General features: G+C 57.2%; 20 protein-coding genes and 2 pseudogenes. 3 read left to right on the forward strand and 19 right to left on the reverse strand.

Annotated features, from left to right (window positions below; genetic code table 11):
• Positions 1-87: 87 nt before the first annotated feature.
• The 8 genes from KCX70_RS18870 to KCX70_RS18905 all read right to left on the reverse strand — a co-directional run bounded on the left by KCX70_RS18870 (position 88) and on the right by KCX70_RS18905 (position 10232).
• Positions 88-318, reverse strand: a complete 231-nt coding sequence (locus KCX70_RS18870) for a hypothetical protein (RefSeq protein WP_003292646.1) — start codon at positions 316-318, stop codon at positions 88-90.
• A 23-nt stretch (positions 319-341) separates the two neighbouring features.
• Entirely contained in the window at positions 342-599 is a 258-nt protein-coding gene (locus KCX70_RS18875) for a DUF2933 domain-containing protein (protein WP_003292647.1), read from the reverse strand.
• A 32-nt stretch (positions 600-631) separates the two neighbouring features.
• Entirely contained in the window at positions 632-949 is a 318-nt protein-coding gene (locus KCX70_RS18880) for a co-regulatory protein PtrA N-terminal domain-containing protein (RefSeq protein ID WP_003292648.1), read from the reverse strand.
• Positions 950-1091: 142 nt separating this feature from the next.
• Positions 1092-1448, reverse strand: a complete 357-nt coding sequence (locus KCX70_RS18885) for a copper-binding protein (protein WP_212618441.1) — start codon at positions 1446-1448, stop codon at positions 1092-1094.
• The gene (locus KCX70_RS18890) at positions 1445-4603 is read right to left on the reverse strand and encodes an efflux RND transporter permease subunit (protein ID WP_212618442.1); all 3159 of its coding nucleotides are present in this window, start codon (positions 4601-4603) and stop codon (positions 1445-1447) included. Before KCX70_RS18890 ends, KCX70_RS18885 begins: the two co-directional genes overlap by 4 nt.
• A complete protein-coding gene (locus tag KCX70_RS18895; protein ID WP_014822247.1) occupies positions 4600-6051 on the reverse strand; it encodes an efflux RND transporter periplasmic adaptor subunit in 1452 nt (483 codons plus the stop codon). The genes KCX70_RS18890 and KCX70_RS18895 overlap by 4 nt, the downstream gene beginning before the upstream one ends.
• Positions 6048-7301 carry a TolC family protein gene (locus tag KCX70_RS18900; RefSeq protein ID WP_014822248.1) on the reverse strand — a complete coding sequence of 418 codons (1254 nt, stop codon included), beginning with the start codon at positions 7299-7301 and terminating at the stop codon, positions 6048-6050. The genes KCX70_RS18895 and KCX70_RS18900 overlap by 4 nt, the downstream gene beginning before the upstream one ends.
• A gap of 567 nt (positions 7302-7868) precedes the next feature.
• On the reverse strand, positions 7869-10232 hold the full coding sequence (locus tag KCX70_RS18905) for a heavy metal translocating P-type ATPase (protein ID WP_081002777.1): 2364 nt from the start codon (positions 10230-10232) through the stop codon (positions 7869-7871).
• Positions 10233-10541: 309 nt separating this feature from the next.
• Between KCX70_RS18905 and KCX70_RS18910 the strand changes: the two genes are divergently transcribed.
• Entirely contained in the window at positions 10542-11174 is a 633-nt protein-coding gene (locus KCX70_RS18910; RefSeq protein WP_212618443.1) for an HAD family hydrolase, read from the forward strand.
• A 35-nt stretch (positions 11175-11209) separates the two neighbouring features.
• Positions 11210-11376 (forward strand): annotated as a pseudogene (locus KCX70_RS23355) (arsenic resistance protein); the annotation flags it as partial.
• Positions 11377-11401: 25 nt separating this feature from the next.
• On the opposite strand, the gene tnpC reads toward KCX70_RS23355, so the two are convergent.
• From tnpC to KCX70_RS18940, 6 genes and pseudogenes are all read right to left on the reverse strand, one after another.
• Complete coding sequence (gene tnpC, locus KCX70_RS18915; protein WP_212618444.1) at positions 11402-11764, reverse strand: Tn3 family transposase post-transcriptional regulator TnpC; 363 nt, start codon at positions 11762-11764, stop codon at positions 11402-11404.
• Positions 11761-12279 (reverse strand): annotated as a pseudogene (locus tag KCX70_RS18920) (Tn3 family transposase); the annotation flags it as partial. The gene tnpC and the pseudogene KCX70_RS18920, both read right to left, overlap by 4 nt.
• Positions 12276-13426 (reverse strand): IS3 family transposase gene (locus tag KCX70_RS18925; RefSeq protein WP_085988587.1). Its coding sequence is split into 2 segments (ribosomal slippage): positions 12276-13189 and positions 13189-13426, totalling 1152 coding nucleotides; the frame shifts between segments, so codons are not numbered across the junction. The gene KCX70_RS18925 and the pseudogene KCX70_RS18920, both read right to left, overlap by 4 nt.
• A 248-nt stretch (positions 13427-13674) precedes the next feature.
• A complete protein-coding gene (locus KCX70_RS18930) occupies positions 13675-13977 on the reverse strand; it encodes a hypothetical protein (protein WP_212620387.1) in 303 nt (100 codons plus the stop codon).
• Positions 13978-14067: 90 nt separating this feature from the next.
• Positions 14068-15468, reverse strand: coding sequence for a DEAD/DEAH box helicase (locus KCX70_RS18935; RefSeq protein WP_212618445.1), 1401 nt, complete (start codon positions 15466-15468; stop codon positions 14068-14070).
• A complete protein-coding gene (locus tag KCX70_RS18940; protein ID WP_212618446.1) occupies positions 15465-16055 on the reverse strand; it encodes a hypothetical protein in 591 nt (196 codons plus the stop codon). The genes KCX70_RS18935 and KCX70_RS18940 overlap by 4 nt, the downstream gene beginning before the upstream one ends.
• Before the next feature lie 104 nt (positions 16056-16159).
• Between KCX70_RS18940 and KCX70_RS18945 the strand changes: the two genes are divergently transcribed.
• The gene (locus tag KCX70_RS18945; RefSeq protein WP_034022576.1) at positions 16160-16381 is read left to right on the forward strand and encodes a helix-turn-helix domain-containing protein; all 222 of its coding nucleotides are present in this window, start codon (positions 16160-16162) and stop codon (positions 16379-16381) included.
• Positions 16382-16497: 116 nt separating this feature from the next.
• Here KCX70_RS18945 and KCX70_RS18950 read toward each other — a convergent pair whose 3' ends face one another.
• The 5 genes from KCX70_RS18950 to hrpB all read right to left on the reverse strand — a co-directional run bounded on the left by KCX70_RS18950 (position 16498) and on the right by hrpB (position 24957).
• Positions 16498-16929 (reverse strand): hypothetical protein, encoded by a 432-nt coding sequence (locus KCX70_RS18950; protein WP_212618447.1) that lies wholly within the window; start codon positions 16927-16929, stop codon positions 16498-16500.
• Positions 16930-16931: 2 nt separating this feature from the next.
• Positions 16932-18980 carry an integrase gene (locus KCX70_RS18955; RefSeq protein ID WP_212618448.1) on the reverse strand — a complete coding sequence of 683 codons (2049 nt, stop codon included), beginning with the start codon at positions 18978-18980 and terminating at the stop codon, positions 16932-16934.
• Positions 18977-20911 carry a hypothetical protein gene (locus tag KCX70_RS18960; RefSeq protein WP_212618449.1) on the reverse strand — a complete coding sequence of 645 codons (1935 nt, stop codon included), beginning with the start codon at positions 20909-20911 and terminating at the stop codon, positions 18977-18979. The genes KCX70_RS18955 and KCX70_RS18960 overlap by 4 nt, the downstream gene beginning before the upstream one ends.
• Positions 20904-22379, reverse strand: coding sequence for a site-specific integrase (locus KCX70_RS18965; protein WP_212618450.1), 1476 nt, complete (start codon positions 22377-22379; stop codon positions 20904-20906). Before KCX70_RS18965 ends, KCX70_RS18960 begins: the two co-directional genes overlap by 8 nt.
• A 67-nt stretch (positions 22380-22446) precedes the next feature.
• The gene (hrpB, locus tag KCX70_RS18970; protein WP_212618451.1) at positions 22447-24957 is read right to left on the reverse strand and encodes an ATP-dependent helicase HrpB; all 2511 of its coding nucleotides are present in this window, start codon (positions 24955-24957) and stop codon (positions 22447-22449) included.
• Between the last annotated feature and the right edge of the window lie 67 nt (positions 24958-25024).

The following is a 25024-nucleotide window of genomic DNA, read 5'->3' on the forward strand; positions in this document are numbered from 1 at the left end:
TACGGTCCTGGTTAGGCCATCAAGCACAAAAAAGCAGGTGGGGCACCCCCCACCTGCTTCGATCATTGTTACTCACACCCTCATATCCTATGCTGCGTCTGGATTTTCGCCATTTTGCGAGTGGTCGGCTTTGGCGGCCCCCATCATCTCACGACACTCTTTCATCATTCCACGCATGTCACCCATCATTTCCATATGCTTGTCGCCGCTCATCATGCCGGTTTCTGAATGGCTTTGGTCCGCTTTATCTGCCGCTGCGAAACTCAGTCCGCTCGCCAAGGTGATTGCGATTGCTGTAACGGTGATGGCCTTTCGCATGTTAAATCTCCAAGTTCAGTGGGTTATTCGCTTTTGCTTAACAAGGTGTTTTCGCCAACGTTGGGCTCCTTGGGCTTGTCGCACTTACCGCTAGACATATGCTTCATGCATACGACCATCATCAACAAGCAGGGCAAGAGAAAGAGCAGGCTTGGCAGCGTTGTTGCCAACGCCGCAGTGCTTTGGTTCAGTAGCATGTAGCCAACCACAGCTGCGGTTAACCCCGTTACGACCGGATTGCGCTGCAGTACGCTTTTAATCTTGGATATTATGCTGCTCATCTAACTATCCCTCGGATATTAAGCTTGGCAGATTAGCCATTGTTCACGCCAACTGGGGTGCTCAGGAACTCTACCGTATGGATCTTCCCGTCGGGGGTCTTGACCTTCATCTCATACGTCTGGACTTGGGCACTAGTTCTATAGTTTTGAATCATTCGAGTCGTGCCGGTCGCCCCTGCAGGTGCGATGCTCAGCACTTGACCCTCTTTGACAAGCTCCTTAAGGGTGGGCTTTGCTCCTGCCGAGTCATTTAAGCGATTCAGCGTACGTTCGCTTCCGCCTTCGGCCATTGCAAGCGAGGAAGCAACGGTCAGAATAAAAGGAACGATTACTTTGGTTATGCGGTTCATGGTTTGCACCTCTTGGTTAGTTGATGCCTGTAGATTAAAGGCTTGCTACTTACAAGAAGCTGTTGCCAAGGTTACAAAGCGGTAATCGCTTCATTCTCGTGTTGGTACGACCGCCGCGCCTGCGGCGGTCGCTTTCTGCTCTTTACTGCTTTTCGATGCGCGTAATGGTGGAATTCATACCTTTCGAGGAGAACTCGAATTCGACCTGGTCCCCTTCTTTCAGCGTTTGGAGCTGATCAGGCTTTGCTTTGAAGCCCATCGTCATCGACGGCCAGCCCAACGCTTCGACCGGGCCGTGGGCAATGGTGACGGTTCCGCTCTCGGTGTTTACTTTCTTGACCGTACCTGTGGCTGTAGCGGTCTGTCCCGCCGACTTCTGGTCCATTGGCATGTTCATGCCTTTGTGATCCATCGGCATGCCGTCCATTGGCTCCTTGTCGGCGGCATAGGCGACTGGTACTAGGAAGAGTGAGGCAAGGGTGATGTGCTTGATGTTCATAGATGTTCTCCAGGGGAGTTGGTTGCGTGCTGGGCCTGCAATTGCCGGCGGCGCATCAGCAGGTAGGCTGCCGGCAGAACGAACAGGGAGAGCAACGGCGCGGTGATCATCCCGCCCACCATGGGCGCGGCAATACGGCTCATGATTTCGCTGCCGGTCCCGCTGCCCCAAAGGATGGGCAGCAGGCCAGCGATGATCACGGCGACGGTCATGGCCTTGGGGCGCACTCGCTGGACAGCACCTTCACGAATGGCGTCGAGCAGGACGCCTTCGCCATGGGCTCCAGCGTTAACCCGATCCGTCCAGGCGTTCTTCAAATACAGCAGCATAATGACGCCGAACTCAGCAGAAACGCCTGCCAGTGCGATGAATCCGATTCCTGTCGCTACGGATAGGTTGTACCCGAGCAGATATAGGAACCAGACGCCCCCGGTCAGAGCGAATGGCAGCGTAGCCATGATGAGCAGCGCCTCGCCAAAGCGGGCAAACGTTAGGTAGAGCAATACAAAAATGATCAGCAAGGTAGCCGGAACGACGAGCTTCAGCTTCGCGTTAGCGCGCTCCATGAATTCGAATTGGCCGGAATAGCTGATGCTCATGCCGGATTCGAGCTGGACCCCTTTGCTGATCTTTTCCCTCAGATCGCCCACCACAGCCGCCATGTCGCGGCCACGAACATCGACGTAAACCCAGCCCGACAGCCTTGCGTTTTCGCTTTTAAGCATGGGCGGTCCGTCTGTCACCTGTACTTTGGCCACGGTCCCCAACGTGATCTGGCTGCCTTGCGGCGTGTAGATCGGTAGGTTGCGCAGATCGGATATCGAGTCGCGCCACTCGCGGCCATAGCGGAGGTTGATCGGATACCTGGCGAGCCCTTCCACGGTTTCACCAATGGTTTGACCACCGATGGCACCGGCCACGATCGATTGCACGTCCGCGATATTCAGGCCGTAGCGTGCGGCGGCGACACGATCGATATCCACATCGATATACCTGCCGCCGGTCAGTCTCTCAGCAAGCGCCGAACTGACCCCAGGCACCGTTTTGGCGATTGTTTCCACTGCCTGGGTGGCTTTGTCGATCTGTGCCAAGTCAGTGCCATACACTTTCACCCCGATCGGGCTCTTGATACCCGTCGCCAGCATATCGATACGGTTTCGAATCGGCGGGATCCACAGATTGGCTAATCCAGGTACCTGTACGGTGCGATCCAACTCCTCAACCAGCTTGTCAGGCGTCATCCCAGGGCGCCATTGATCCTTCGGCTTGAACTGAATGGTCGTCTCGAACATTTCCAGCGGGGCGGGATCTGTAGCGGTGTCGGCTCGACCAGCCTTACCGAACACGTGTGCAACTTCTGGAACCGTTTTTATGAGCCGGTTCGTCTGCTGCAGTAGCTCAGAAGCCTTCTGAGCGGAGAGGCCTGGAAGCGCAGTGGGCATATAAAGGAGGTCACCTTCATCCAGCGGGGGCAAGAACTCCCCACCAAGGCGAGAGGCCGGCCACAAGCCTGTCAGGAAGACCAGAACAGCCACCAGCAGAGTCATCTTGGGCCAGCGCAGTACCGCGTCCAGGGCCGGCTTGTAGATCCAGATGAGGCCACGGTTGAGTGGATTACGGTGTTCGTCAGGGATTTTGCCCCTGATCCAATACCCCATGAGCACCGGAACCAGCGTGACAGACAGGCCCGCGGCGGCTGCCATTGCATAGGTTTTGGTGAACGCCAGTGGACCGAACAGCCGGCCTTCCTGCGCCTCCAGGGTGAACACTGGAATGAACGACAGCGTGATGATCAGCAGGCTGAAGAACAATGCCGGCCCCACTTCAACAGCCGCGTCAGTAATGACCTTCCAGTGCTCCTGGCCCTTCAAGGTGGAGTCAGGATGCCGCTTGTGCCAGGCCTCAATGTGCTTGTGGCCGTTTTCGATCATGACGATTGCTGCATCGACCATCGCTCCGATGGCGATCGCGATGCCACCCAACGACATGATGTTGGCGTTGATGCCTTGCCGCTGCATGATCACAAAAGCAATCAGGATGCCGATCGGCAACGACACGATGGCGACCAACGACGAGCGCAGATGCCACAGAAAAATCGCGCAAACCAACGCAACGACAATGAACTCCTCGATGAGCTTGTGCGTGAGGTTTTCAACGGCACTGTCGATCAGCTTGCTACGGTCGTACGTCGTGACGATTTCGACGCCTTGGGGCAGGCTCGCTTTCAGCTCATCCAGTTTGGTCTGAACGGCAGCGATGGTTTCCCGAGCGTTCTTGCCGCTCCGCAGGATCACCACGCCGCCGACTACCTCACCTTCACCGTCAAGCTCGCTGATGCCCCGGCGCATTTCCGGGCCGAGCTGGATATGCGCAACGTCCCCTAGCGTCACTGGCACGCCGCCGTCGAGACGCAAAGGAATGGCTCGAAAGTCTTTGAGTGTCTTGAGATACCCGGTCGCACGGACCATGAACTCGGTTTCTGCGAGTTCCAGAACACTCCCGCCGGTTTCACGGTTGGCTTCATCGATCGCCTTTGCAATCTGCTGCTGCGTCACGCCCCTGCTTGCCATGCGCACGGGATCCAGTACGACCTGATACTGCTTGACCATCCCGCCTATGGGCGCGACTTCCGCCACGTTGGGCAGTGTCTTGAGCTCATAGCGCAGGAACCAATCTTGCAAAGAGCGCAGCTGCGAGAGGTCATGTTTGCCCGTTCGGTCTACCAAAGCATATTGGTAGATCCAGCCGACACCTGTGGCGTCAGGGCCCAAAGCGGGTTTGGCGGCGGCGGGAAGCCGACTCTGCACCTGACTCAGGTACTCCAGCACCCGAGAACGGGCCCAATAGAGGTCGGTGCCGTCCTCAAACAGGACGTACACGTAGCTATCCCCGAAGAAGGAGTAGCCGCGGACCGTCTTTGCGCCGGGGACAGACAGCATGGTCGTCGTCAGTGGGTAGGTGACCTGATTCTCAACGATCTGGGGCGCCTGCCCGGGGTATGGCGTGCGGATGATGACCTGAACGTCGGAAAGGTCTGGCAATGCATCAACAGCGGTGTTTTTGACCGACCAGACACCCCAAGCCACCGCGAACACAGTAGCCAGCAGGATCAGAAAGCGGTTGGCCACTGACCAGCGAATTATGGCTGCGATCATGGCTGGCCCCCCAGCTTCTCGATGTGCTCAATGACCAGGCCCTCTTCGCTTTCACGCGCGCCGACACGGACGTGATCGCCGGTCTGCAACTTTGTTAGGAGCGATTGATCTGCAACCGGAAAGGACATTGTCATCCCAGGCATGTTCAGCGTCTTGAACGGCCCATGCGACAGGCCAACCATGCCATCTTCCAGGCTGACGATCGTACCTTCAGCCTCGTGCAGCGCAGGTTCTGTAGAAGTTGCAGGCTCCTCCAAACCCTGAGCGGTCAGCCCGCGTAGGCTCGCCTCTGAATCCAGGAGAAACTGACCGGACGCCACGACCTTCTGACCGGCTTCCAGCCCTTCAAGCACCTCTGTCTGGTCATCGAATTCCCGGCCTGTGCGAACCTCAATCGGGCGGTAACGGCCTTGATCCTCGGCCAGCATCACCAATGCGCGCCGACCGGTGCGAATGACCGCCTCGGACGGGATGACCAAGACATCTTCGACGTTGCGACTCAACGTCACCTCGGCCGTCATGCCGGGACGAAGCCGTTGTTGCGGGTTAGGTAGCTCGACCCGGACACGCACAGTGCGGCTATCCAGGTTGGCCTGCGATAGTACCGTCTGGATCGTTCCTTCCAGCGTTTCACCCGCAAAAGCGGGCAGGCGCGTTGTTACTGATTGCCCTGGCGCTAAATTTGCGATCCGCGCCTCTGGTACTGCAACTTCTAGCCAAACCGTGTCCAGCCCGTTGACGCGCGCAAGAGTAGCGCCGGCGGGTACGGTCATGCCCTCGCGAACGTCGAGGCTGTTCAGCACGCCGCCTATTGGACTCGTCACTGTCCAAACGGGGCGCGCTTTACCAGTTCGTTCTAGCTGCACTATGACTTCTGGCGGCATGCCAGCAAGGCGCAACCGCTGGCGAGCCGCTGCGAGCAGCTGGGGTTGGCCGACCCCTTTGAGCGCCAGGTACTCTTCCTGTGCGGCAGCCCATTCGGGAACCAAAAGATCGGCTAACGGCGCGCCTTTTTCGATGACATCCTCCGGTGCTCGGTCGTAAACGCGCTCGACAAAGCCACCGGCACGCGCCTGCACAACCGCCACGTCTCGCTCGTCAAACATCAACGCGCCTGTCGCTTCGAGCGACTGGCTGATCGATTCACGCGTTACGGTTGCCAAGCGCACGCCGAGATTCTGCGTCACGCTCGGGTCGATACTGATCGATGCCCCGTCGCTTCCCTCATCTGCATAGCGTGGAATCAATTCCATATCCATGAATGGCGACTTGCCCGGCTTATCGAACTTTTGCTGGGGGACCATAGGGTCATACCAATAGAGCACTTCCTTGTCTTCTTCTGCAGGCGATTGTCCGAAGGCTGCGGTAGGCAGACCGATTAGCGCTGCAGCGCTAATCATCAGAGGCAGACTGAAGGCGAGTACCAGCCGCTTGTGTTGGAATGTCATGGTCGGGTATCTCCAAAGGCGAAATGCAGGCGGGCATTGCTCAACGATCGATCGCGGGCGACGTCAATACGCCGTAGCCGGGTCTCCACAAGCTGTCGTCGCGCTTCGATCACAGCGGTCAGCTCACCGCTTCCGGAGCGGTAATCGGCCATGGCAAGGCGGACCTTCTCTTCAGCGAGGGGTAGTAAGGTTTTGTCGAGGCGGATGAGTGCGCGGTCCAGACGCTGATACTCAGCGAGGTCAGTACTCAGCTCTTGGTTGTACAGGCGCAAGGTCGCTTGGCGCTGAGCCTCGATCTGGGCAAGGCGAGCTCGTTCGGCCGCGATCTTCGGATCCTGCCGAGAGCTGGTAAACAGCGGCAGGTCGAAGCTGACGCTGAGGTTCACCATGTCGCCGTACTCACGGCCACGTCGCAGGTAGTCGACCCCCCAACTCCAATCCGGTGTTTTCTCTGCGATGGCCTGGTGAACCTTTGCCTCCGCTTCACGAGTCATCGGGTCGAAGGCGAGTAACGCCGGGTGCCGGTTCAGGTTGTGCTGATAGTTATCAACGGCGGCAAGCCATTGCGGCCAGTCACCTGTAAGCGGCTGGCCTGCTAGCTCGCCTATCCAGCGCCGGAGGCCGGCCCGCGCAACAGCCTGGTTACGCAGCAGCTCATCCTCTTGTTCAGCCAGCAATGCTGCCTCTTGCCTCGGAAGTACGCTATCTGCGGTTTGTCCGCTGCCGCCAGCAATGCGGGCCTGAACAGCCCGCGAAAGGAGCTGATTCTCGCTGTAAAGCTGCTTGAAAAGGCTTAGCTTCTGCTCGACCGCGAAGCTAGCGATCCATGCCTCGGCGGTTGCTTGGCGCACACCGAGACGTTCAACCGTTTGCTGGGCGTTTGCGAGCGCAACACTAGCCTGCGCGGCCTCGACACGAGCGCGCCTTTTCGCTCGGTTTGGCACATCTTGCATGACCCCAACCATTTGCATGGTCATGGCCTCTTGCTCCAACTGCCAGCGAGCGTCACCTTCGATGGGCACGCTTTGCAGTCCAAGCTTAAGTTTAGGGTCAGGAAGCTCGCCGGCAGGGATTGCAGCGCTGCGTGCGGCCACCAGGTTGGCGGCTTGCGCATGCAGCGAAGGCGCGTCTTGCTCGGCCACGCTCAGAGCTTGTTCTAAGGTCAAAGCGGACGCTAACCCTGGAAACGAGAGCGCGCCCATGATCAAGGCGGCCACGTACGGCGGCGCCCAATAAATACGGGGTTTCATTTGCGAAGGATTCCTGATCTTTCATGCGAGCCAAAGGCGCGCGGTAGCCGGCCCGAATGCTCACTCGGGCGGTTCCTATAATTTGATCGGAATTAGACGCGGGGTGGATGCCAGACGGCGTCTAAAAGGCTAGAGGGGATCAGGCCGTTATAGGGAGTGGTCACGGGTTTAGCAGCAGGCATCAGCTGGGCTTTTATTGAGACAAGCTGAAGGATACTTGCAGTTTTGCATTCTTGGCCCGTCTTGCAGACGGTCGCCGTTCCATGCTCATTCGCTTCACAGCACTCGGGCTCAGCGCCGCTGACGCCAGCCATCGACGCGTGGCTGGCTGCCATAGCCTCTATGCCTACCCTATCAGGCATTACGTGATGCGCTGACGACCCAACCGGCATGAGCAATTGCGCCATCCCGTTGATCGGAAGCGCGAGCACTAGCAGCAGGACAAGGAAGGAGCGCATGTAGGACTTCATATTTCCAGCTTACGGGGCAATTCATGAGCAATCAATGAGGCTTCGGTCGCTTCGCAACCGAAGCCTAAGCCTAAGCCTAAGCCTAAGCCGACAGGCTTCAAACTACACGCGTTTGACGGAGCCGGAGTGCGTTGAACACAACCGATGCTGAGCTGAGGCTCATGGCTAGGGCAGCAATCATCGGAGACAGCAACAGTCCGAAGAACGGATAGAGCAGACCTGCGGCAATCGGGATGCTCAACCCGTTGTACATAAAGGCAAACAGAAGGTTCTGACGCATATTGCGAACCGTCGCCACCGAAAGCGTGCGCGCGCGCAGTATCCCCATCAGGTCACCTTTAACGAGCGTAACTTGGGCGCTGTTCATGGCGACGTCAGTGCCCGTGCCCATCGCTATGCCGACATCAGCCCTGGCGAGCGCCGGCGCATCATTTATTCCGTCGCCTGCCATGGCGACTACTTTACCTAGGGCTTGTAGCTTAACCACCAGCGCCTCCTTGTCCTGCGGCTTCACTTCGCCATGCACCTCATCGATCGATAGCTCACGAGCCACCGCGCGGGCAGTGGTAAGCCCGTCGCCGGTGGCCATGATGACTTGCACGCCCTCCGCTTGGAGCCGCGCTACAGCTTCCTTGGAAGTCGGTTTGATTGGGTCCGATACGGCCAGCAAGCCGGCAAGTGCCCCATCAACAGCCAGGTACACAATGCTGGTACCGCTCTCGCGCATTTTTTCTGCCTGATCTCTCAACGGCTCGACGCTCACACCCGCATCTTCCATAAGCGCGGTGTTGCCTAGTTGTAGCTGCTTGCCTTCCACCAGACCACGGACTCCGATACCTGACCCTGACTCGAAGGTCTCTGGCTTCGCCAGCTGGATACCTTCGCTTCTGGCATGGTCTACGATCGCGTGGGCTAGGGGATGCTCACTACCTTGATCCAAGCTGGCAGACAAACGGATGACTTCCTGCGAGTCAAACGGCGTGACGCCTATGGCCCGATCGAAGACAGGTCGGCCCTCGGTCAAGGTTCCTGTTTTATCGACAATCAGCGTGTCTACCTTACGGACGTTCTCGATGGCGCCTGCGTCTCTGAAAAGCACTCCGCTTCCAGCCGCTTTGCCTGTGGCAACCATGATCGACATAGGCGTTGCAAGGCCAAGTGCGCAAGGGCAAGCAATGATCAGAACCGCAACTGCATTGATCAGGCCGAATACCCAGCCCTGCTCGGGTCCAAACAGGCCCCATGCAAAGAATGTCAGCAAGGCGATACCAATGACCGTCAGCACGAAATAACCCGCAACCGTGTCCGCCATTCGCTGCATGGGTGCTTTGGAGCGTTGCGCATTCGCAACCATCTGGACGATTTGTGAAAGCATAGTCCCGGAGCCAACCCTGGTGGCTCGCATGACAAGCGAGCCGCTCGTGTTCATCGTCGCGCCGATAAGCGAATCGCCTGTCCGCTTCGTCACCGGAACCGGCTCGCCCGTTAGCATGGATTCGTCGACGGCGCTCTCGCCCTCTAACACCTCTCCATCAACGGGTACCTTTTCACCAGGACGAACGCGCAGATGGTCGCCCTCGTGAACATGTGTGAGCGGGATGTCCTCCTCGGAACCATCCTTGGCGATACGGCGAGCTGTTTTGGGTGATAAGCCAAGCAGGGACTTGATTGCGGAAGATGTCTGAGAGCGGGCCTTCAGTTCGAGCAGCTGACCTAAAAGCGTCAGTGAAATGATGACCGCTGCGGCTTCGTAGTAAACGCCTATCCGGCCGCCCACAGTGAATGACTCTGGAAATATGCTCGGTAAGACGGTTGCTACGATGCTGTAAATATACGCAGCCCCTGTGCCAAGCCCGATCAACGTCCACATGTTTGGGCTGCGATGCTTAACTGATGCGAAACCGCGCACGAAAAATGGCCAACCTGCCCACAAGACAACCGGGGTCGTAAGGGCTAGTTCAACCCAGTTCTGGCTAGCGCCGTGAAACAGCGGTATCGCATGTCCCGCCATTGCCAACAGGGTTACTGCTACGGTCAGGGGCAGAGACCACCAGAATCGCTTCGAGAAGTCCTTGAGTTCGGGATTCTCCTCCTCGTCGAGTTCAGGGATCAGAGGTTCCAATGACATCCCGCAGATAGGGCAATCACCTGGACCCATTTGGCGGATCTCAGGGTGCATCGGGCAGGTGTACTCTGTCGTTGCATCACCGGCGGGTGGTTTCTGTGCGGGTGGGGTAGATGCCCGAGAGGAGGTCCCATGAGCCTGCGGTGCAGCGAGATATCGAGCAGGGTCGGAACGAAACTTGGTCTGGCAACCCTGGCTGCAGAAGCGGTAAGTGCTTCCCTGATAATGCTCTTGATGCTCGCTATCCTCTTCCACCTTCATCCCGCAGACGGGGTCTGTGAGTGCTGCAGTACCTTTCGTTTGGTCGGGCTGGTGATGGCACTGCTGAGAGGACATACGGGGCACCTTATGGATTGGTTAGCGACGAACTTGGCCTATTGCAGGGACATTTGCGGTTTTTCAATGCTTGCAGCGTCTGACAGCCAATATATGCAAAGCGTCCTGACCAAAGGCTGAAGTAACCATTACATTTCTGTCAGGTTCTCTGGTATGTCAGGTCGTATGTATGTTGAAGCGAGCTGCTGAAAAAGTAGCTCGCGCAGATACCGCCTGCTGGCCTAGCCTATGCCTCCATTGTTCGATGCTCGGCCGCTTCATTTTGATGAATACCGAACCGTGCAAAAGCCTAAGCGCAGGTACTCTGTTTTGATAGAAGCCGTAATTTTTGATGTCTATGGCACGCTCCTGCAAATCGGTGAACGGCGGCGGCCATTTCGCAACCTCTTAAAACAGGCACGCAGCCAAGGTCGTCAACCTAGGGCCGATGATGCCAGGACATTGATGACACAAAACGTGGGGCTGGCCGGCGCCGCCAATCTGTTTGGTACACAACTAGGTAACGTTGAGCTTGCTACTCTGGAGCTTGATCTCTACGCGGAACTGGCAAGCGTGCGTCCCTATGATGACGCTCTGCGGGCACTGGAAAGCCTTAAGAGAGCGGGGCTAAAAGTGGCGCTATGCTCCAACTTGGCTACCCCCTATGCCATACCAGCCATGTTGCTACTGCCTGAGTTTGACGCCTATGCCTGGAGCTTCGAGGTGGGCGCGATCAAACCGGAGCCGGCGATCTACGATCATCTGGTAAAGCGGTTGGATTGCAAAGCGTCTTCCATTGCTATGATTGGCGATACATTGGAGGCCGATGTGCTCGGTCCCGAAAGGCTGGGAGTGCATGGCTTCCACCTACGGCGCGATGCCATCCGTGGTCCTGACCGATTCGCTAGCCTGATCGAATTTGCAGACCAAATTTTGGGCATGGGGACTGTCACTAGAACGTAGCACTAGCGCACATTCGAGGTCGCCTCCAGCTATCGGCCTTCAGTTCAAGCACTCGCAACTCGCTTGTAGTGCTTCCCCTGGCCCTAGCGCTCCCGGAGTCCATTCGCGAGCTGGCTGCAGCGGCTGTGATCACCCACTCGTAGAGCTGATTGCTGAGGTGATCCATTTACCGGCGATCCTATCCATGGTCAGGAACAGCTGAGTCTTGTCGAAATCATCCAGAGAGCTCATGCCTCGTGGATTGGTGCGAGATTTATAAGCGGCGCAAGGAGGAGCTGAGCAGTGCGAGCCCAGGAAACCAGCGCTTCAAGATCCATCTGTAGAGATTCGGCCTCTGCCCAGATACAAGCATTCTCGGCAGGCACCGTAAGGGCGATGCCCTCAACTATCGTCAGAGCCATCGCATGCAATCTCAGCAGCTCGTCGCGAATGGCGGTGGTTCCGCCCAGTTCCAGCAAGCAGGCGTCCAATCGATCAACCAGCCGGAGCAGTTGAGAGGCGTCGAAGCCGTCGCGCAGGTTTTCCAACGCCACCGCATCGACTTCGCCGTACGGTGTAACGCGAAAGGCTGCGGGAGGAACATTGATCATGTGGTTTTCTCGGTATCTAGCTGGCGAGGTGTGATCACCCGCAGCGAGCCGGCAGCTTGTTGGAACACCAAGTCCTTGATCCAGGGCTCCGGTGGCCGGTTGAGCTTGAGGTTGAATTCGCCGAAGCGCTTGACGTTGCTGGTCAGGTAGGGGCTGAGGAAGGACACGTCCTCGTCGGTGAACTGCCAACCCTCTCGGGCCAATTTCTGCAGAATACGCATCATATCCACAGTGTTCTGCAGGATCACCGATGAGGCCACCATGTCGTTGTAGCGCAGACGTTTTTGCTGTTCGTCCGGATCGTTCTCGGCAATCACGTCTCCACCGAACGAAAGCCACTTCGAGAAACCGTTGTAGGACTCGATCTTGTTGGTGTTCGCGGTGACTTCCTGGCGCAGCTCGCGGCTGCCGATCCAGTTGAGCAGGAAGATCGTGCGGATCACGCTGCCCAGTGCCTGGGCCGCATGGTAGAGCTTGTTGCGCCGGCTGTAGGTGAATCGCCCCAGCTTTCCTAGACACTCTCCAAGCTCTGGAAATAGCGCTTTTCAAACTCCACTGGCGATAGCTGCATAGCGCTGCTGTGCCGGCGCTTGGGGTTATAGAACATCTCGATGTAATCGAACACATCACTGCGGGCTTCTTCGCGGGTTCCGTAGGTTTTCCGTCGGATGCGTTCCCGCTTCAGCAACTGGAAAAAGCTTTCCGCGACCGCGTTGTCGTGACAGTTACCGCGTCGACTCATGCTGCTGATCAGGTTGTTGGCCTTGAGGAAACTCTGCCAGTCCGAGCTGCTGAACTGGCTGCCCTGGTCGGAATGGATCATCACTTCCTGCTTGGGCTTGCGCCGCCACACCGCCATCAGCAACGCATCGATGGCCAGATCGCTGCACATCCGAGGCTTCATCGACCAGCCGATCACTTGGCGAGAAAACAGATCCAGCACCACCGCCAAGTACAACCAGCCCTCATACGTGCGGATGTAAGTGATGTCGGTGACCCAGACCTTGTTCGGTTCACTGACATTGAACTGCCGCTCCAGACGGTTGGGCGAGGCCACCGGCGGCTTGCCACCGTAGTACCCGGGGCGCCGGCGATAACCGGTCTGCGAGCGCAGCCCCTCTCTCCTCATCAGGCGAGCCACACGGTGCCGGCCACAGGACTCGCCCAGCTCACGCAGGTCGTCGTGGATCTTGCGGTAGCCGTAGACCCCGCCGCTTTCCAACCAGGCATGCTTGATCAATCCGAGCAGACGCTGATCTTCCTTGGCACGCGCGGATTTCGGCTCGGCCAGCCAGGCGTAGTAACCGCTGGGATGTACCTGGAGGGTCTGGCAGAGACGCCGTACCGGGTACTCCACCGACAGTTTGCTGATAACGGCGTACTTCAGCCGGACTCCTTGGCAAAGTACGCGGCGGCCTTTTTTAGGATGTCTCGCTCTTCGGTCACCCGCTTGAGTTCCGCGCGCAAGCGACGCAGCTCAGCCTGCTGATCATCTACCTGCTGCCGCTGTATTTGGGGTTTGCTGTAGCGCTTTACCCAGGCGTACAGGCTGTGCGCGGACACGCCTAGACGCTCTGCTACATCAGCAACGCGCAAGCCGCGTTCAGTGATGTGCTTGACCGCTTCAATCTTGAATTCTTCGGGGTAACGCTGGTTGCTCATGGCACCTCCTGCTGGGTCTCATTATGAGGCTTAGAGGTGTCTACGAAACTAGGGGCGATTCAAATCGCAATTAAGGATGTGCTTCAGTCGCTGTCGAAGAAGTACCTCGATTTCAACATCGACGTCTGCCTTAAAGCCACTGCTCCTTGGGCCGTCTGGTCTATTAAGCTCTGACTCAATAAGTAGGCCTGCTGCGTAAGCAAGCTGCATGACGGGTTCAAGAAGATCGCTCAGCCGCAGTCCTGTCATCAGCTCTTTTCCCAGTAGTTACCCTTGCTGACCAAGCCAAAATCCTCAGAGGAAAATGGCTGCTCATCATCGAACATGCCATTGACCATACACTCCCGACGCAATCCACTCAGCACCCTGAAAAAGCAGGGCTCGCAGAGATGCACCCGATAGTGCTTTCCGTCATGCTGTGATCCATATCCCCATTTGGCTTCAAGCTTTCCGTATTGAAGGCCATAGCCAGGGATACGCGCTCCAGAGCGGCACACGTCGCAGATCACATCCTCAACGACATCGACCAATGCCTGCGACTTAATCTCCATACGCACCTCACGATTACGTTCCACGCGGCACCGGCCGGTTATGGATTCATGCATACCGGCATCATTCGAGCAGCATCGACTGGCTGAGCATCAAAAACAAGCCAGTAGCTGCTGCCGGTAATGCTGGGAAAAGCTGACGTGGTAAGCGGGCTCAGTTGCATAGCCACCCAGCGAAATGATGTTCGTAGCCTGCGACCCAATACCAGGTTCTGCGCCACCTAACCCAGCACCATCGATACCCTCGACATGGCCCGAAGCACCCATCGGCTCAGGCCTTGAGTCTGGATTAAATCCAGGTATCTGCACATCTCTCAAAACCGCTAGGTCATCCGGCAAGTCATCTGCAATTCGCTCCGCAAAGCCCTGAAGCGTCGGCTCTGCCAGCTTGAATAGCCATGCCTGGTCATCCGATTCACCTGTGCGTCGCAGTACCCGCCCCAGCACTTGCCGGTAATGCAGTTCGGTGCGGATACGGCTGAGATAGCAGCACACTTGCAAGCGTGGAATGTCGGTGCCTTCGCTGATCATTCCTACGGCGACAATCCAGCGGCAGGTGTTGCTGCGGAATGCATTGATCACCTGCTGCGCATCCGGGGTTTTGTTGGTCACGATACGGCACTCTTCACCCATTGCTTCCAGAGCCTGGGCTATTTGCTGAGCGTGTTCGATGTCGGTAGCCACCACCAAGCCGGCGGCATCAGGCTTGATCTGGCGTAGCTCGTTGAGCTTGCTGTAGCCAAGGTCGAGGATTGGATTGATCACGTCGTCATGGCGCAGCAGTTCCTCATAGGTGACAGGTGACTCCCCCAAAAGCTTGGCGATGCTGGGAAACAGCCTGACGGAGCTATCCGCGCCAAGTTCTTCAGTGAGTTTCACCTTCTGATTATCGAGCAACACAATGCGAGGGGATCGGCACACGCCGTCGGCAATGGCGTCTTTCAAACCATAGCGGTAATCGCAGATCAAATGCCCTTCGGGCGACGAATAGCGAGCCAAGGCAATGGCCTTGTCGTCCGAACGCCAGGGCGTGCCAGACAGAGCCAACGTGAAGACAGCGCGATCCTGTATCCGGTGCAGTATCTGCTGCCCCCAGGCATTGCTGAGGAGCGGATCGTGGCCGGCGCAATGGTGGATTTCATCGAAGACCACAAGCACCCGATAGTCATCAAGAAGCTGCCAGAATCCCTCATCACGGTATTCCATGGCCTGATAGGTATAGGCCGCCCCCACGGCACCCATCTGGCCATCGAGACGTCTGCCTAGCACTTCCGAAAAAGTCGAACGAAAGCCCTCCACGACCTGGCAGGACGGCGCAAAGCACAGCACCAGGTCAATTCTGTCCTGCTGAAGCAGTCGGCTTGTCAGCTCCGCGGCCATGCGCGTCTTCCCGGCTCCCGGCGTTGCCTGGCAGAAGAAGTGCTGCGTGACGGTAAAGTGCTCCAACGCCTTGGTGATGCAGCTGTTCTGCCAGCTGCGTAGCGATCTGCTCATCGTGGCGCAGCGAGCGTTTTGAGGGTCTTTTCTATGGCGCGTAAATGGCCCAGAAGGCGAGAACTGCGATCCCTGGCCTCCAGGTAATCGCCTTCAACCTTGTCGCGCAAATGCGGCATCTCGTCCAGAAGCAGCTTGAATCGCTCTGCCTCGCCCATTGAAGTGAGAAAGTCCAAGCGGATTTCCTTGTGGAGCGCCTCCAACTGCAAATCCGTATTGGCTGACGACTTAAGCGGCAAAGCCTCCACGTCGCGTACCGCCGTGTCTGGTTCGGGCACTCCGGCAGCCATAAGGCTGTTCTCAAAACCGTTGTCGATCAGTTCCAGTTGCAGGTGTGCCGGAATCGGCTGCAGGTGGTAGACCTGTCCTCGGACACGACGGTCCTCGTCCAGTGCAACCCAGCCCGCGCGCGCTAGTCGACGGATCTGCTCATACACATAGCGTCGCACATCGACGATACGGAAATGTGTGCCATTCAGGCGAGCAGCATAGGCATCGCGCAGTTCACGGGTCGTAAAGGTTGTGCGCCCTGGCTCCTGAAGCAGCTCATACAGACGCCTGTCGAAGATAAACGAGGCCGATTTCATTGAGGCACCAGAAGAGTTAGCGCGAAAGAAATGCGGATTATAATCCGTGGCCTGCGCGTCCGCAAACGCACGATAGTGCCGCCTCAAGTTAAATTGAGACGGTCATGGACAAGTTGGCGAAAGCGTTAGGGGAACGCATCCGAGTGCAGAGGAAGGCCTGCCGGATTTCCCAGGATGCACTGGCGCTGGCGTGCAATATCGACCGCAGCTACGTAGGGCGAATCGAACGTGGCGAGGTCAACATCACCGTCGAGAAGCTGTATCGCATCGCAAGGGTGCTTGCATGCGATCCATGTGGCCTACTGCCTCAGGTGTCAGAGCTTTAGCCCACCTGATCGACCCTGGCGCTCAAGAAGGCTTGAAATTGCATTAATGCTGTCGGCCCCAACCTCATTGCTAGAACATTCTCCGACGCTTGTGATGCTGTCTGGGAGGCGTAAATCTATAAATGATGCAGCCGAACCCTGCTCGACTTGTTCTGACGCTCAGCTAGTTCCAGTTCTCTCACGCGCGCCCATAGCTGGAGGTTCTGTGTAAGCACTCGATCACGCTGCGAACTGACCATCGCCAGCTCTTTTTCTAGAAGCACAACTTTATCTTCTAAACGTTTGATGCTTTTATCATTTGATGAGCCGCAGCCCTTGTTAGCCTCAGCACGGCAAGCCTCGATCTTTGCGAGTATTGGCAAATGTGCTTTGCGAGATTTTTTCAGGTAACCACGGTCAAATCCAGCCTCAAGACTGACGATGCTCGCGGTAAGTTTAGACAGATCTAGCCCTACATGCTCGGGCACAAAAGGCTTCCCATCCAAAAGGCGCTGCAAAGCCTCCTCACAGGCGCCAATCCCTTTACTTAGTCCGTCACCAGACTTCATGGCTAAAGCTCCACCGTGTCGACAAGGCGGGCCTTGAAAGCCATTAAGCGCTCAATATCGCCCGCCACAATTTGATATTCGCCCGAGCCCTCTACGTATTGTGATAACTCATTAGTTGCGTCCTCAATCGCAGCATTTAGCTTTAAAGGCTTAATTATCGCGCCCTCGCAGGACAAACACTCTGTGTAGTCACCGAGCATGAAAGAGTCACAGCGGCCCACTTTTGTACAACCACCCAGCAGCGTCTGGCGATAGCTAATTGCACCGTTCTTCACTCTTTGCCTTGTATCTTCACGAACATCTTCGATTTGAATTTCGCCCGCCTTGACCCGCTCTTTTTGTTTCTCCATGTATGATCCGGTGCCACCGAACAACGGCTCTTCACTTAATAAAAGATCGGCAATCAACTGGTTCGCCACCGACATAGGCATGGCCATCTGATACTCGAAAGCGAAGTGATTGCTGGGCAGCACAAAGTCTTTCTTATTTTCGTCGTAGTAGCCAAAAATGGTGCGAAGATTACCGTAGTGATTGGCGTAATAACGGGACATTTCAATCGTCATGTGCTTGTACTGCGTGCGCAGCACCGGCAACGAGACAAATCCACTGCTGCTGCCGTAAAAGGCCAGCGAGCGCCGGAACTGGTGACTGCTCAGCGGCCAAGGCTGGCCGACTGCAAACTCAGGGTCATTATAGAAATCCCGCGACGGGTCGCTTTGCGTCAGTTCCTGCAAGTCCTCTGCCTGGATCAATAGTGTCCGCAAAACACTCTTTACCTTCTTACGAGCCTCAAAATTTGTCACGCCAACCTCGGCGTTGTTCCTTGTAAAAGTCAGAACGGACGGATTCAGAAACAGCGGGCAACGATCATCCAGTTCGATTTGGTAAAGCCTGGCGAGTCCGCGACAAATCGCCTGAGCCACTTCGACCGCCTTGATGACTTCGCTCGGCGCAAACCATGCGCCTTCTTTCTTATAGCCGGTGAGCTTAGTGGTGGTCGAGAGAACACTTACCGCCTGTGACTTATCCCGCTCAACGCCCTGCTCATCAACAACAGCCTGCCTGACAACCTGATCGGACAAACAGCGATACGGCATTCGCAGCACTTCCTGATCGCGCATACCCGTATAGAGATGGATGACCGTCTTTGCCACATATTGCATGTTGAGCAAGACACGTTGCAGATTACGTTTGTGAGAGCACTCAAACTCACCGGAAAACACCAAATTCAGGCCGTGATCCTTGAGTGCCTGCGTCATATCGGGCCGCCAATGCGCTTTGCCGCCAAGGCCGCGAGTTTTCTGCCGAGAATGAGCAACGCCATAATGCTCATCGGCAAAGCACGCGATAAAGTCTTCGAAACGCCCGACACCTTGGCGTATATGATCAAGCAGATCGCCGGTAAAATTGATTATATTCAGATAAATTCGTGTTGGAATGACGGGATGCTGATTACTACCCGGCCTCTTTAGGTAAAAACTATTTGGATTAACTACGGCGTATCCCAACCGTGCGCTGCCCGCCCTGGCCAAGCCTTGCAAAATCCCTGAAAGAAACCCGTGATCAAATGTCTTTTCACGAATAAAGGCTGCCAGATACACCGGGACGGTAAGGAGTTGCTGCAAGGACAGCGTACCCACCAAAGGCCTTTGCTTCTGCTCAAGACAGAATTGCATGGCAATGCGCAGCACAACCCAATACTGATAGAGCGTGGTTACACTCAGCTTCCCGAGTCGCCCGCCACCGGCAAAGTAGATCAGGCAGTAGAGCAGATACTTAGCCTCCTCTATCAGCGCCTTCTGCTCTGCCCCGCCTTCGTCGAACACCGTGTCAAAGTAAATCTTCCCGATTTTCTTTGCACTCAGCCGGTATGGGTTAAAGTCCCATACTGCGTCAGCGTACACCGCCGTGGCAGTACCAGTCCCATCACGACAGAGTACAAAGCCGGGCGCAGGCTTGCCATACTGATGCAGCGCATTATCCGGCTCACAAATTTCGGAGAACTGACCGCTCGAAAACACACTGCCGATCGACTGGACAACCGCATTCAAAACACCACCCCCATTATCTCATAACGGCTCAAGCGGGCTTCCCAAAACGCGGTCAGTACGCCGTACTCAAAAACCTTGGCCCTGACCATTTCGATCAACTGCTTCACCGCATCAGAACGTTCAGCAAGCGCTTCAACGATGAATTCGATGCGAATCGACAACTCTTTGTACAATTCATCGGCATGCGCGGCATCCGGTGCTAATTTACGCACGGCATTGATCACATACTGCAAACTCAGCAGCTTGTGTAGGTCTTCTTCATCGCTGTGACAGATATAGTGCTCGCAGTACAAGCAACCGTACTGAGTGCGGCAGTTCGGCTCGATTGCAACAGCTCCGACATCGCGTACAGGGATCGGCTGATTGAACCCGTCACAATGCCCCGTCCCGGTTGCGATCTGGGCGCCAGTGCCCCCCTCGCTGCGTTCACGCACGACCTGGGCGGCATGACGAACGGCCTGCCAGAACTGGCCGAACTCGCCCTCCAGCTGCTCAGGCGGCGCCTGGGCATAGCTCTGTTGATTCACCGCCTCAGTGTGACCCAGCGATGCCGCAACGGCGGACGGCGACTGGCCTGCGGTGTGCTGCCCAACGCTCTTGAACTTGCGCATTTGGCGTGACGACAGTCTTGTCACCTTTGGATCGAGGAATCTGCCACTGATAGTGTTGTAGAACAATTTTAAGGCCTGGCTGATATCTAGTTCGCCAAAGGCACTTTCTACGCTTTTACGCTTATCAGACTGAGGCATCGAAAAGAACAGCCGCTCATGCGTTGCGCCGTTTAGAATCCACTCACGGAGCTTGAGGTACTCTTTCAAAAGAGCCAGCCCATTGACACGCCCGACATTATAATTATTCAACTTCCCGGCCGCTCGAAACTTCACAGCCGATAACTCTTTCTTTATTGGAGACTTCTCGACATCGAGCGCATCTGCGTAGCCAAACTGTGCAAACTCGGTCGGAGTGGCCCCTGTCACCATCAGGAAAAGACACGCATAGGCTTTCGCAGCCAGGCTCGCCACTTGATATCGGTGCCAATGGCGGGCATCGTCGTTAGCTGCCTGAAAACTATCCCGAGAACGTTTCAGGTCTCTCGCCACATTTGCTTTAGGGCTCTTTCTCCGCCCCAATCTGTCACAGGTCGCCACGTATTCTTCGACCGTGGCAATACGTCGCTCAGCAGCGTTATATGTAGGGGGAGATTCCTTGAATGGGCCAACCGCCCCCCCATTCGATGGAAACACAACAACCTCGTAATTTCGGATCGGGACGACCAAAGGATAGGGCTTGTTGTTCAGAACAAAATTTCTGCCCTGCTGGGCAATGGCCAAACAAACGTCGCGATACAACTCGACATGAGCAGGACTGACTGCCTCCGATTCGCTTTCACCCCTGATTATGATCGCCCCGGCGAGAATATGTTGACTGCTCTCTGGATAGAGCAATTCAATAAGACTGGTGGCGCGATACTGAGCATTGCGAGCACTGAGGGGCTGCAACTCCTTATGGGCTACTCGGTGATTCAGGTGCGCGGTATAGTCCCGATACGCTCGCTGGGCTTCAGCTTCACTGGCAAAGACCTCCTTGTAGTCATTTCGGTTTGCCCAGTCGATAAACTGCTCAAGATATCTGAACCGCGAAAGGACGGTCTTTTCCCGCTGACCGACCAAAGACTCCAGAAATCTTACAATCAATTCGCGGCGACTTTCGACAAAGGAGTCCAGCACCACTGGCGCACCACGATCATCATAGATGCTTTCGTTCTTCCCACGAATGCAGTACGCCAAACTGCCAATATCCAGCGGTTTCTTCATCACCTTAGCGGACAGTTGCAGGCGCAAATTCTCAGGCTCAGCAAACTGCTGAGTGACCTCGCGCAGCGTAATGACTTGCGCATTGGGGCGATGCTCGAAGTGCTGCTGACTATTCATCTTGGGCTTCTACCTTCAATACGCTGTAGCCGCCATTACCGAACAGCTTGCTTTCCCATACCTCTTGCGCCATGACCTTTTCGTGGGTCATCCTGAACAACTTGAGATAATTGTGGGTGGTTTCCCTGGACTCGTGGTGCAATCGCCTCTGGATAAAGTCAATTACCTCACCCGGTTTCATCAGTCCTTTTTCCACCAGCACTTGCAAGCGTTGGTAAAGCTGGTACGCAAAGGTCGCCCGCAACCAGTGATAAGAAAAGTCTTTTGGAAATTGACCAGCAGCTTTCTTAATCAGCTTGCGCTTGATCGTTTCCGTGACCTGCCCGATTTGCGGTGACTTCACAATCAGATAGCGAGGGTCATTTTCGGCCATGTAATAACAGTTGCCTTGGTCGGAGAGAAACAAATACACATCGTCCTCATCCATCGACAGGCCAGGATGCTTGGCTTCCATCTGCGACCGAAACTTTTCCCGCCGTTTCTTCATCATCAGGCTTCGGGCCAGCGTCACCAACTCTTCGGCAAGCTGCTTGGGGACATATAGCTCTTGTGGCTTGTCGAACTTGGTGTCAATGCCGGTGCGCGGGCCGGCATGGAGTTTATACGCGCCCTCCGACAGCAACTTATCCTCTGTAAAGCCCTTGAGGTGCTTCAGGCGCATGGTCAGAACGGTCTGCTTGCGGGCGCCCGTCATAAGCGAGGTCAGCAGAATCAGCCGCTCAACAGCAGACCATTCCTGTTCGCTCCTGATAGTATTTAGAAACACCCCCAACTCACGATTCGACAGCGGACGAAGGTCTTCGCCATCGTCCCGCACGAATCCCAGCGGCACTGAACTACTCGGCGCCGTGCGCCGTGTTTGGCTGCGCTTCTCCGCATCTACTATTCGCGCGCCTTTAGAACCCTGCACAATGAGCCGAACTTGCTTGACCGTATCGACACGTTTCATATCAAGTTCATGCCAGTTCTCGGAAACGTACCGGTAGAAATGATAAACAGCAGCCGTATATTGATTGATTACGGCATTGCTGCGAGCACCCTCGTTAATCAGGTGATAGAAGTATTTGTAGGTCGGGCGAAGTGAAGGACGGGCACCGGAAAAGTCGAGCCAATCAAGATCGTTGTCCTCGCAGAACAGCAGGTAATCAAGCAGTTTGCTGGCACGACGCCGAATATCATCAGTGCGCCGATTGATTGGAGCCTTGTCACGCATCAGGCTCAGCAAATAATCGTTCGCCTCATGCCAGGGATCGCGATTGCCATGGAGTAACACCGGGAAATTGAATAAGTCCCGGTCGCTGCCTTCACCGACCTCATCGAGTTGGTAAACGCTCTTTAAGTCATCCTCTGCGAGCGGCACGGCGACCGCACCTGGCAGGGCTTGATGAACATGCAGGCTGGCGAAGGCGTCACGCAGATGCGGGATGAGCACCAAGCGGCCTTCGTGACGCCGATTGGAGTAGGACATGACTCCCCCCTGGTCGATCAGTCAATCCTAGATGTTACAGGAACGGCCAACAATAGAACCAGTCAAACTATTTTTTGTTAAGGGATTCCACCCAAGGGTCTAACTTATGGAATAGTTTGGGATAGCGGCCCTTGAGGTCTTTCTTCACCTCGAGGTAGGTATTGGTCCAGAAGCTGGCCAGATCCTGGGTCACCTGCACAGGCCGGCGAGCCGGTGACAGCAGGTGCAGCTTGACCACCTGACGGCCGCTGGCGATGCGTGGCGTATCGGCCAGCCCGAAGAGTTCCTGCAGGCGTACCGCCAGCACCGGTGGCGACTCGCTGTAGTCGAGTCGTATCCGCGACCCGGAAGGCACGGTGATGGCGGTTGGCGCGAGTTCTTCGAGACGCTGGGGCAGCGGCCACGGCAGCAGCGTGGCGAGCATGCTGCGCAAATCCAGCTGGGCGAAGTGGGCGAGTCGCGTGACCTTGCCCAGGTAAGGCAGCAGCCACTCGTCCAGCCGCGCCAGGAGCGCCTCGTCGCTGACGTCCGGCCAGTCGCTCGCCCCGCCGGATTCCAGTTCGAGCTGCCGGAGCAACGCAATCCGCGCCTGCCACTGGCGCAGCTCCGGCGTCCACGGCAGCAGCTCCAGGCCTTTGCGACGAACCAACCCGAGCAGCGCGCGATCGCGAGCATCGTCATCCAGCCCCGGCAAGGGTTCGCGTCCGAGCACCAGCTCACCGACACGCCGCTGCCGCTCCGCCCGCAGCACGCCTTCGCGCTCGTCCCATTCCAGCTCGTCGCGTTGGCTGACCTGCTCGGCCAGCACATCCTCGAACAGTGCAGGGTCCAGCGCAGCGGCACGGTAGATGCGCTCTTCACGCTGGCCCTGACGACTGCCCAGCTCGGCGATCACCAGCCAGGGCTCCTTCATCAATGCGTCCGGCTCGCCGAATACCGCCGCGCGACCATTGGCCAGCCGATACTCGCCGCCGCCCTCGCGCCGCTGGCGGGCGATTCGATCGGGATAGGCGAAGGCCAGCAACGCGCCGTGCCAACGATGATCCAAAGCATTGGCCGGAGCAGCACCCGCCGGCCCCCGCAGCAGACCGCGAAACTGCCGTGCTAGCTGGCGCACCCGCTGCGCCCCAGCGTGCCGGCCCGCGCTGCCGTCGAGCAGCCCAAGACGCGTGGAGATGTCCGCCCCGCCACGCTGACCGCCCTGCTGAATGTCACGCTCGACCAGCAAGGCAGCGAGATCGGCCGCCAGGGATGCAAGCCCCAACGCATGGCCACGCAACAACAGATGAGCGATACGCGGGTGCGCCGGCAGCTCGGCCATGGCCTGGCCGTGTGCAGTCAGTTGCCAACCACCACGGACGTTGCGGCTGAGCGCGCCGAGGCGCTGGAGCAGATCCTGCGCCTGGGCGTATGCAGCAGCGGGCGGCACGTCCAACCAGACCAGCTCGTCCGGTTCGACGCCCCAGCGCGCCAGTTGCAACGCCACGCCGGCCAGATCGGCTTGAAGGATTTCCGCGTCGCCATAGGCGGCCAGTTGCGCATGCTGGTCTTCGGACCACAGCCGATAGCAGGCGCCAGGCTCCAGTCGTCCGGCACGCCCGGCGCGCTGGGTTGCCGAGGCGCGCGAGATGCGGCGGGTTTCCAGGCGGGTCATGCCGCTGCCCGGATCGAACCGCGGCACTCGTGCCAGCCCCGCATCGACCACCACCCGCACGCCTTCGATGGTCAGGCTGGTCTCGGCGATGTTGGTCGCCAACACCACCTTGCGCTTGCCGGCAGGCGCCGGTTCGATGGCCGCGCGCTGGGCGGCCAGCTCCAGTTCGCCGTGCAGCGGGCACAGCATCACCTCGCCGCGACCTGCCAACTGCTCGGCCAGGGCATCGTTCACGCGGCGGATTTCAGCCTGCCCGGGCAAGAAGACCAGCACGCTGCCGGGTTCCTCGTCCAACGCCTGAAGGACGGTTTGCACCACTCGCGGCTCGATGCGCTCGCCGGCCTGGAACGGCCGTCCCCAGCGCTGCGTGACCGGATACATGCGCCCTTCACTGCGCACCACCGGCGCATCGTCGAGCAGGCTCGACAGCCGGGCGCCTTCCAGCGTGGCGGACATCAGCAACAGTTTGAGCGGCTCATCTCGCAGCAGCACGCGCGCGTTGAGGGTGAGCGCCAGGGCCAGATCGGCATCCAGACTGCGCTCGTGGAATTCGTCGAAGATCACCAGCCCAACGCCATCGAGCGTCGGATCGTCCTGCAAGCGGCGCGCAAGAATGCCTTCGGTGACCACTTCGATACGGGTATTCGGTCCGACCTTGCTTTCGAGCCGGATGCGATAGCCGACGGTTTCGCCAACCTTCTCGCCCAGTTCGCTGGCCAGCCGTTCGGCTGCGGCGCGAGCAGCCAGACGCCGCGGTTCGAGCATCAGGATCGATTGCCCCTCCAGCCACGCCTCGTCCAGCAACGCCAGCGGTACGCGGGTGGTCTTGCCGGCGCCGGGCGGCGCTTCGAGCACCGCCTCGTCTCGGGTTAGCAGGGCCTGGCGCAGCGCCGGCAGGGCTTCATCAATTGGTAGGAGCAACATGAGGATTCCGGATTCGAGCGCGGCATTATAGGGGACGATAAAGATGCTGGCGGGCTGTTAGGGGATG

The sequence above is a fragment of the Stutzerimonas stutzeri genome (assembly GCF_018138085.1).
Classification (GTDB): Bacteria; Pseudomonadota; Gammaproteobacteria; order Pseudomonadales; family Pseudomonadaceae; genus Stutzerimonas; species Stutzerimonas stutzeri_AI.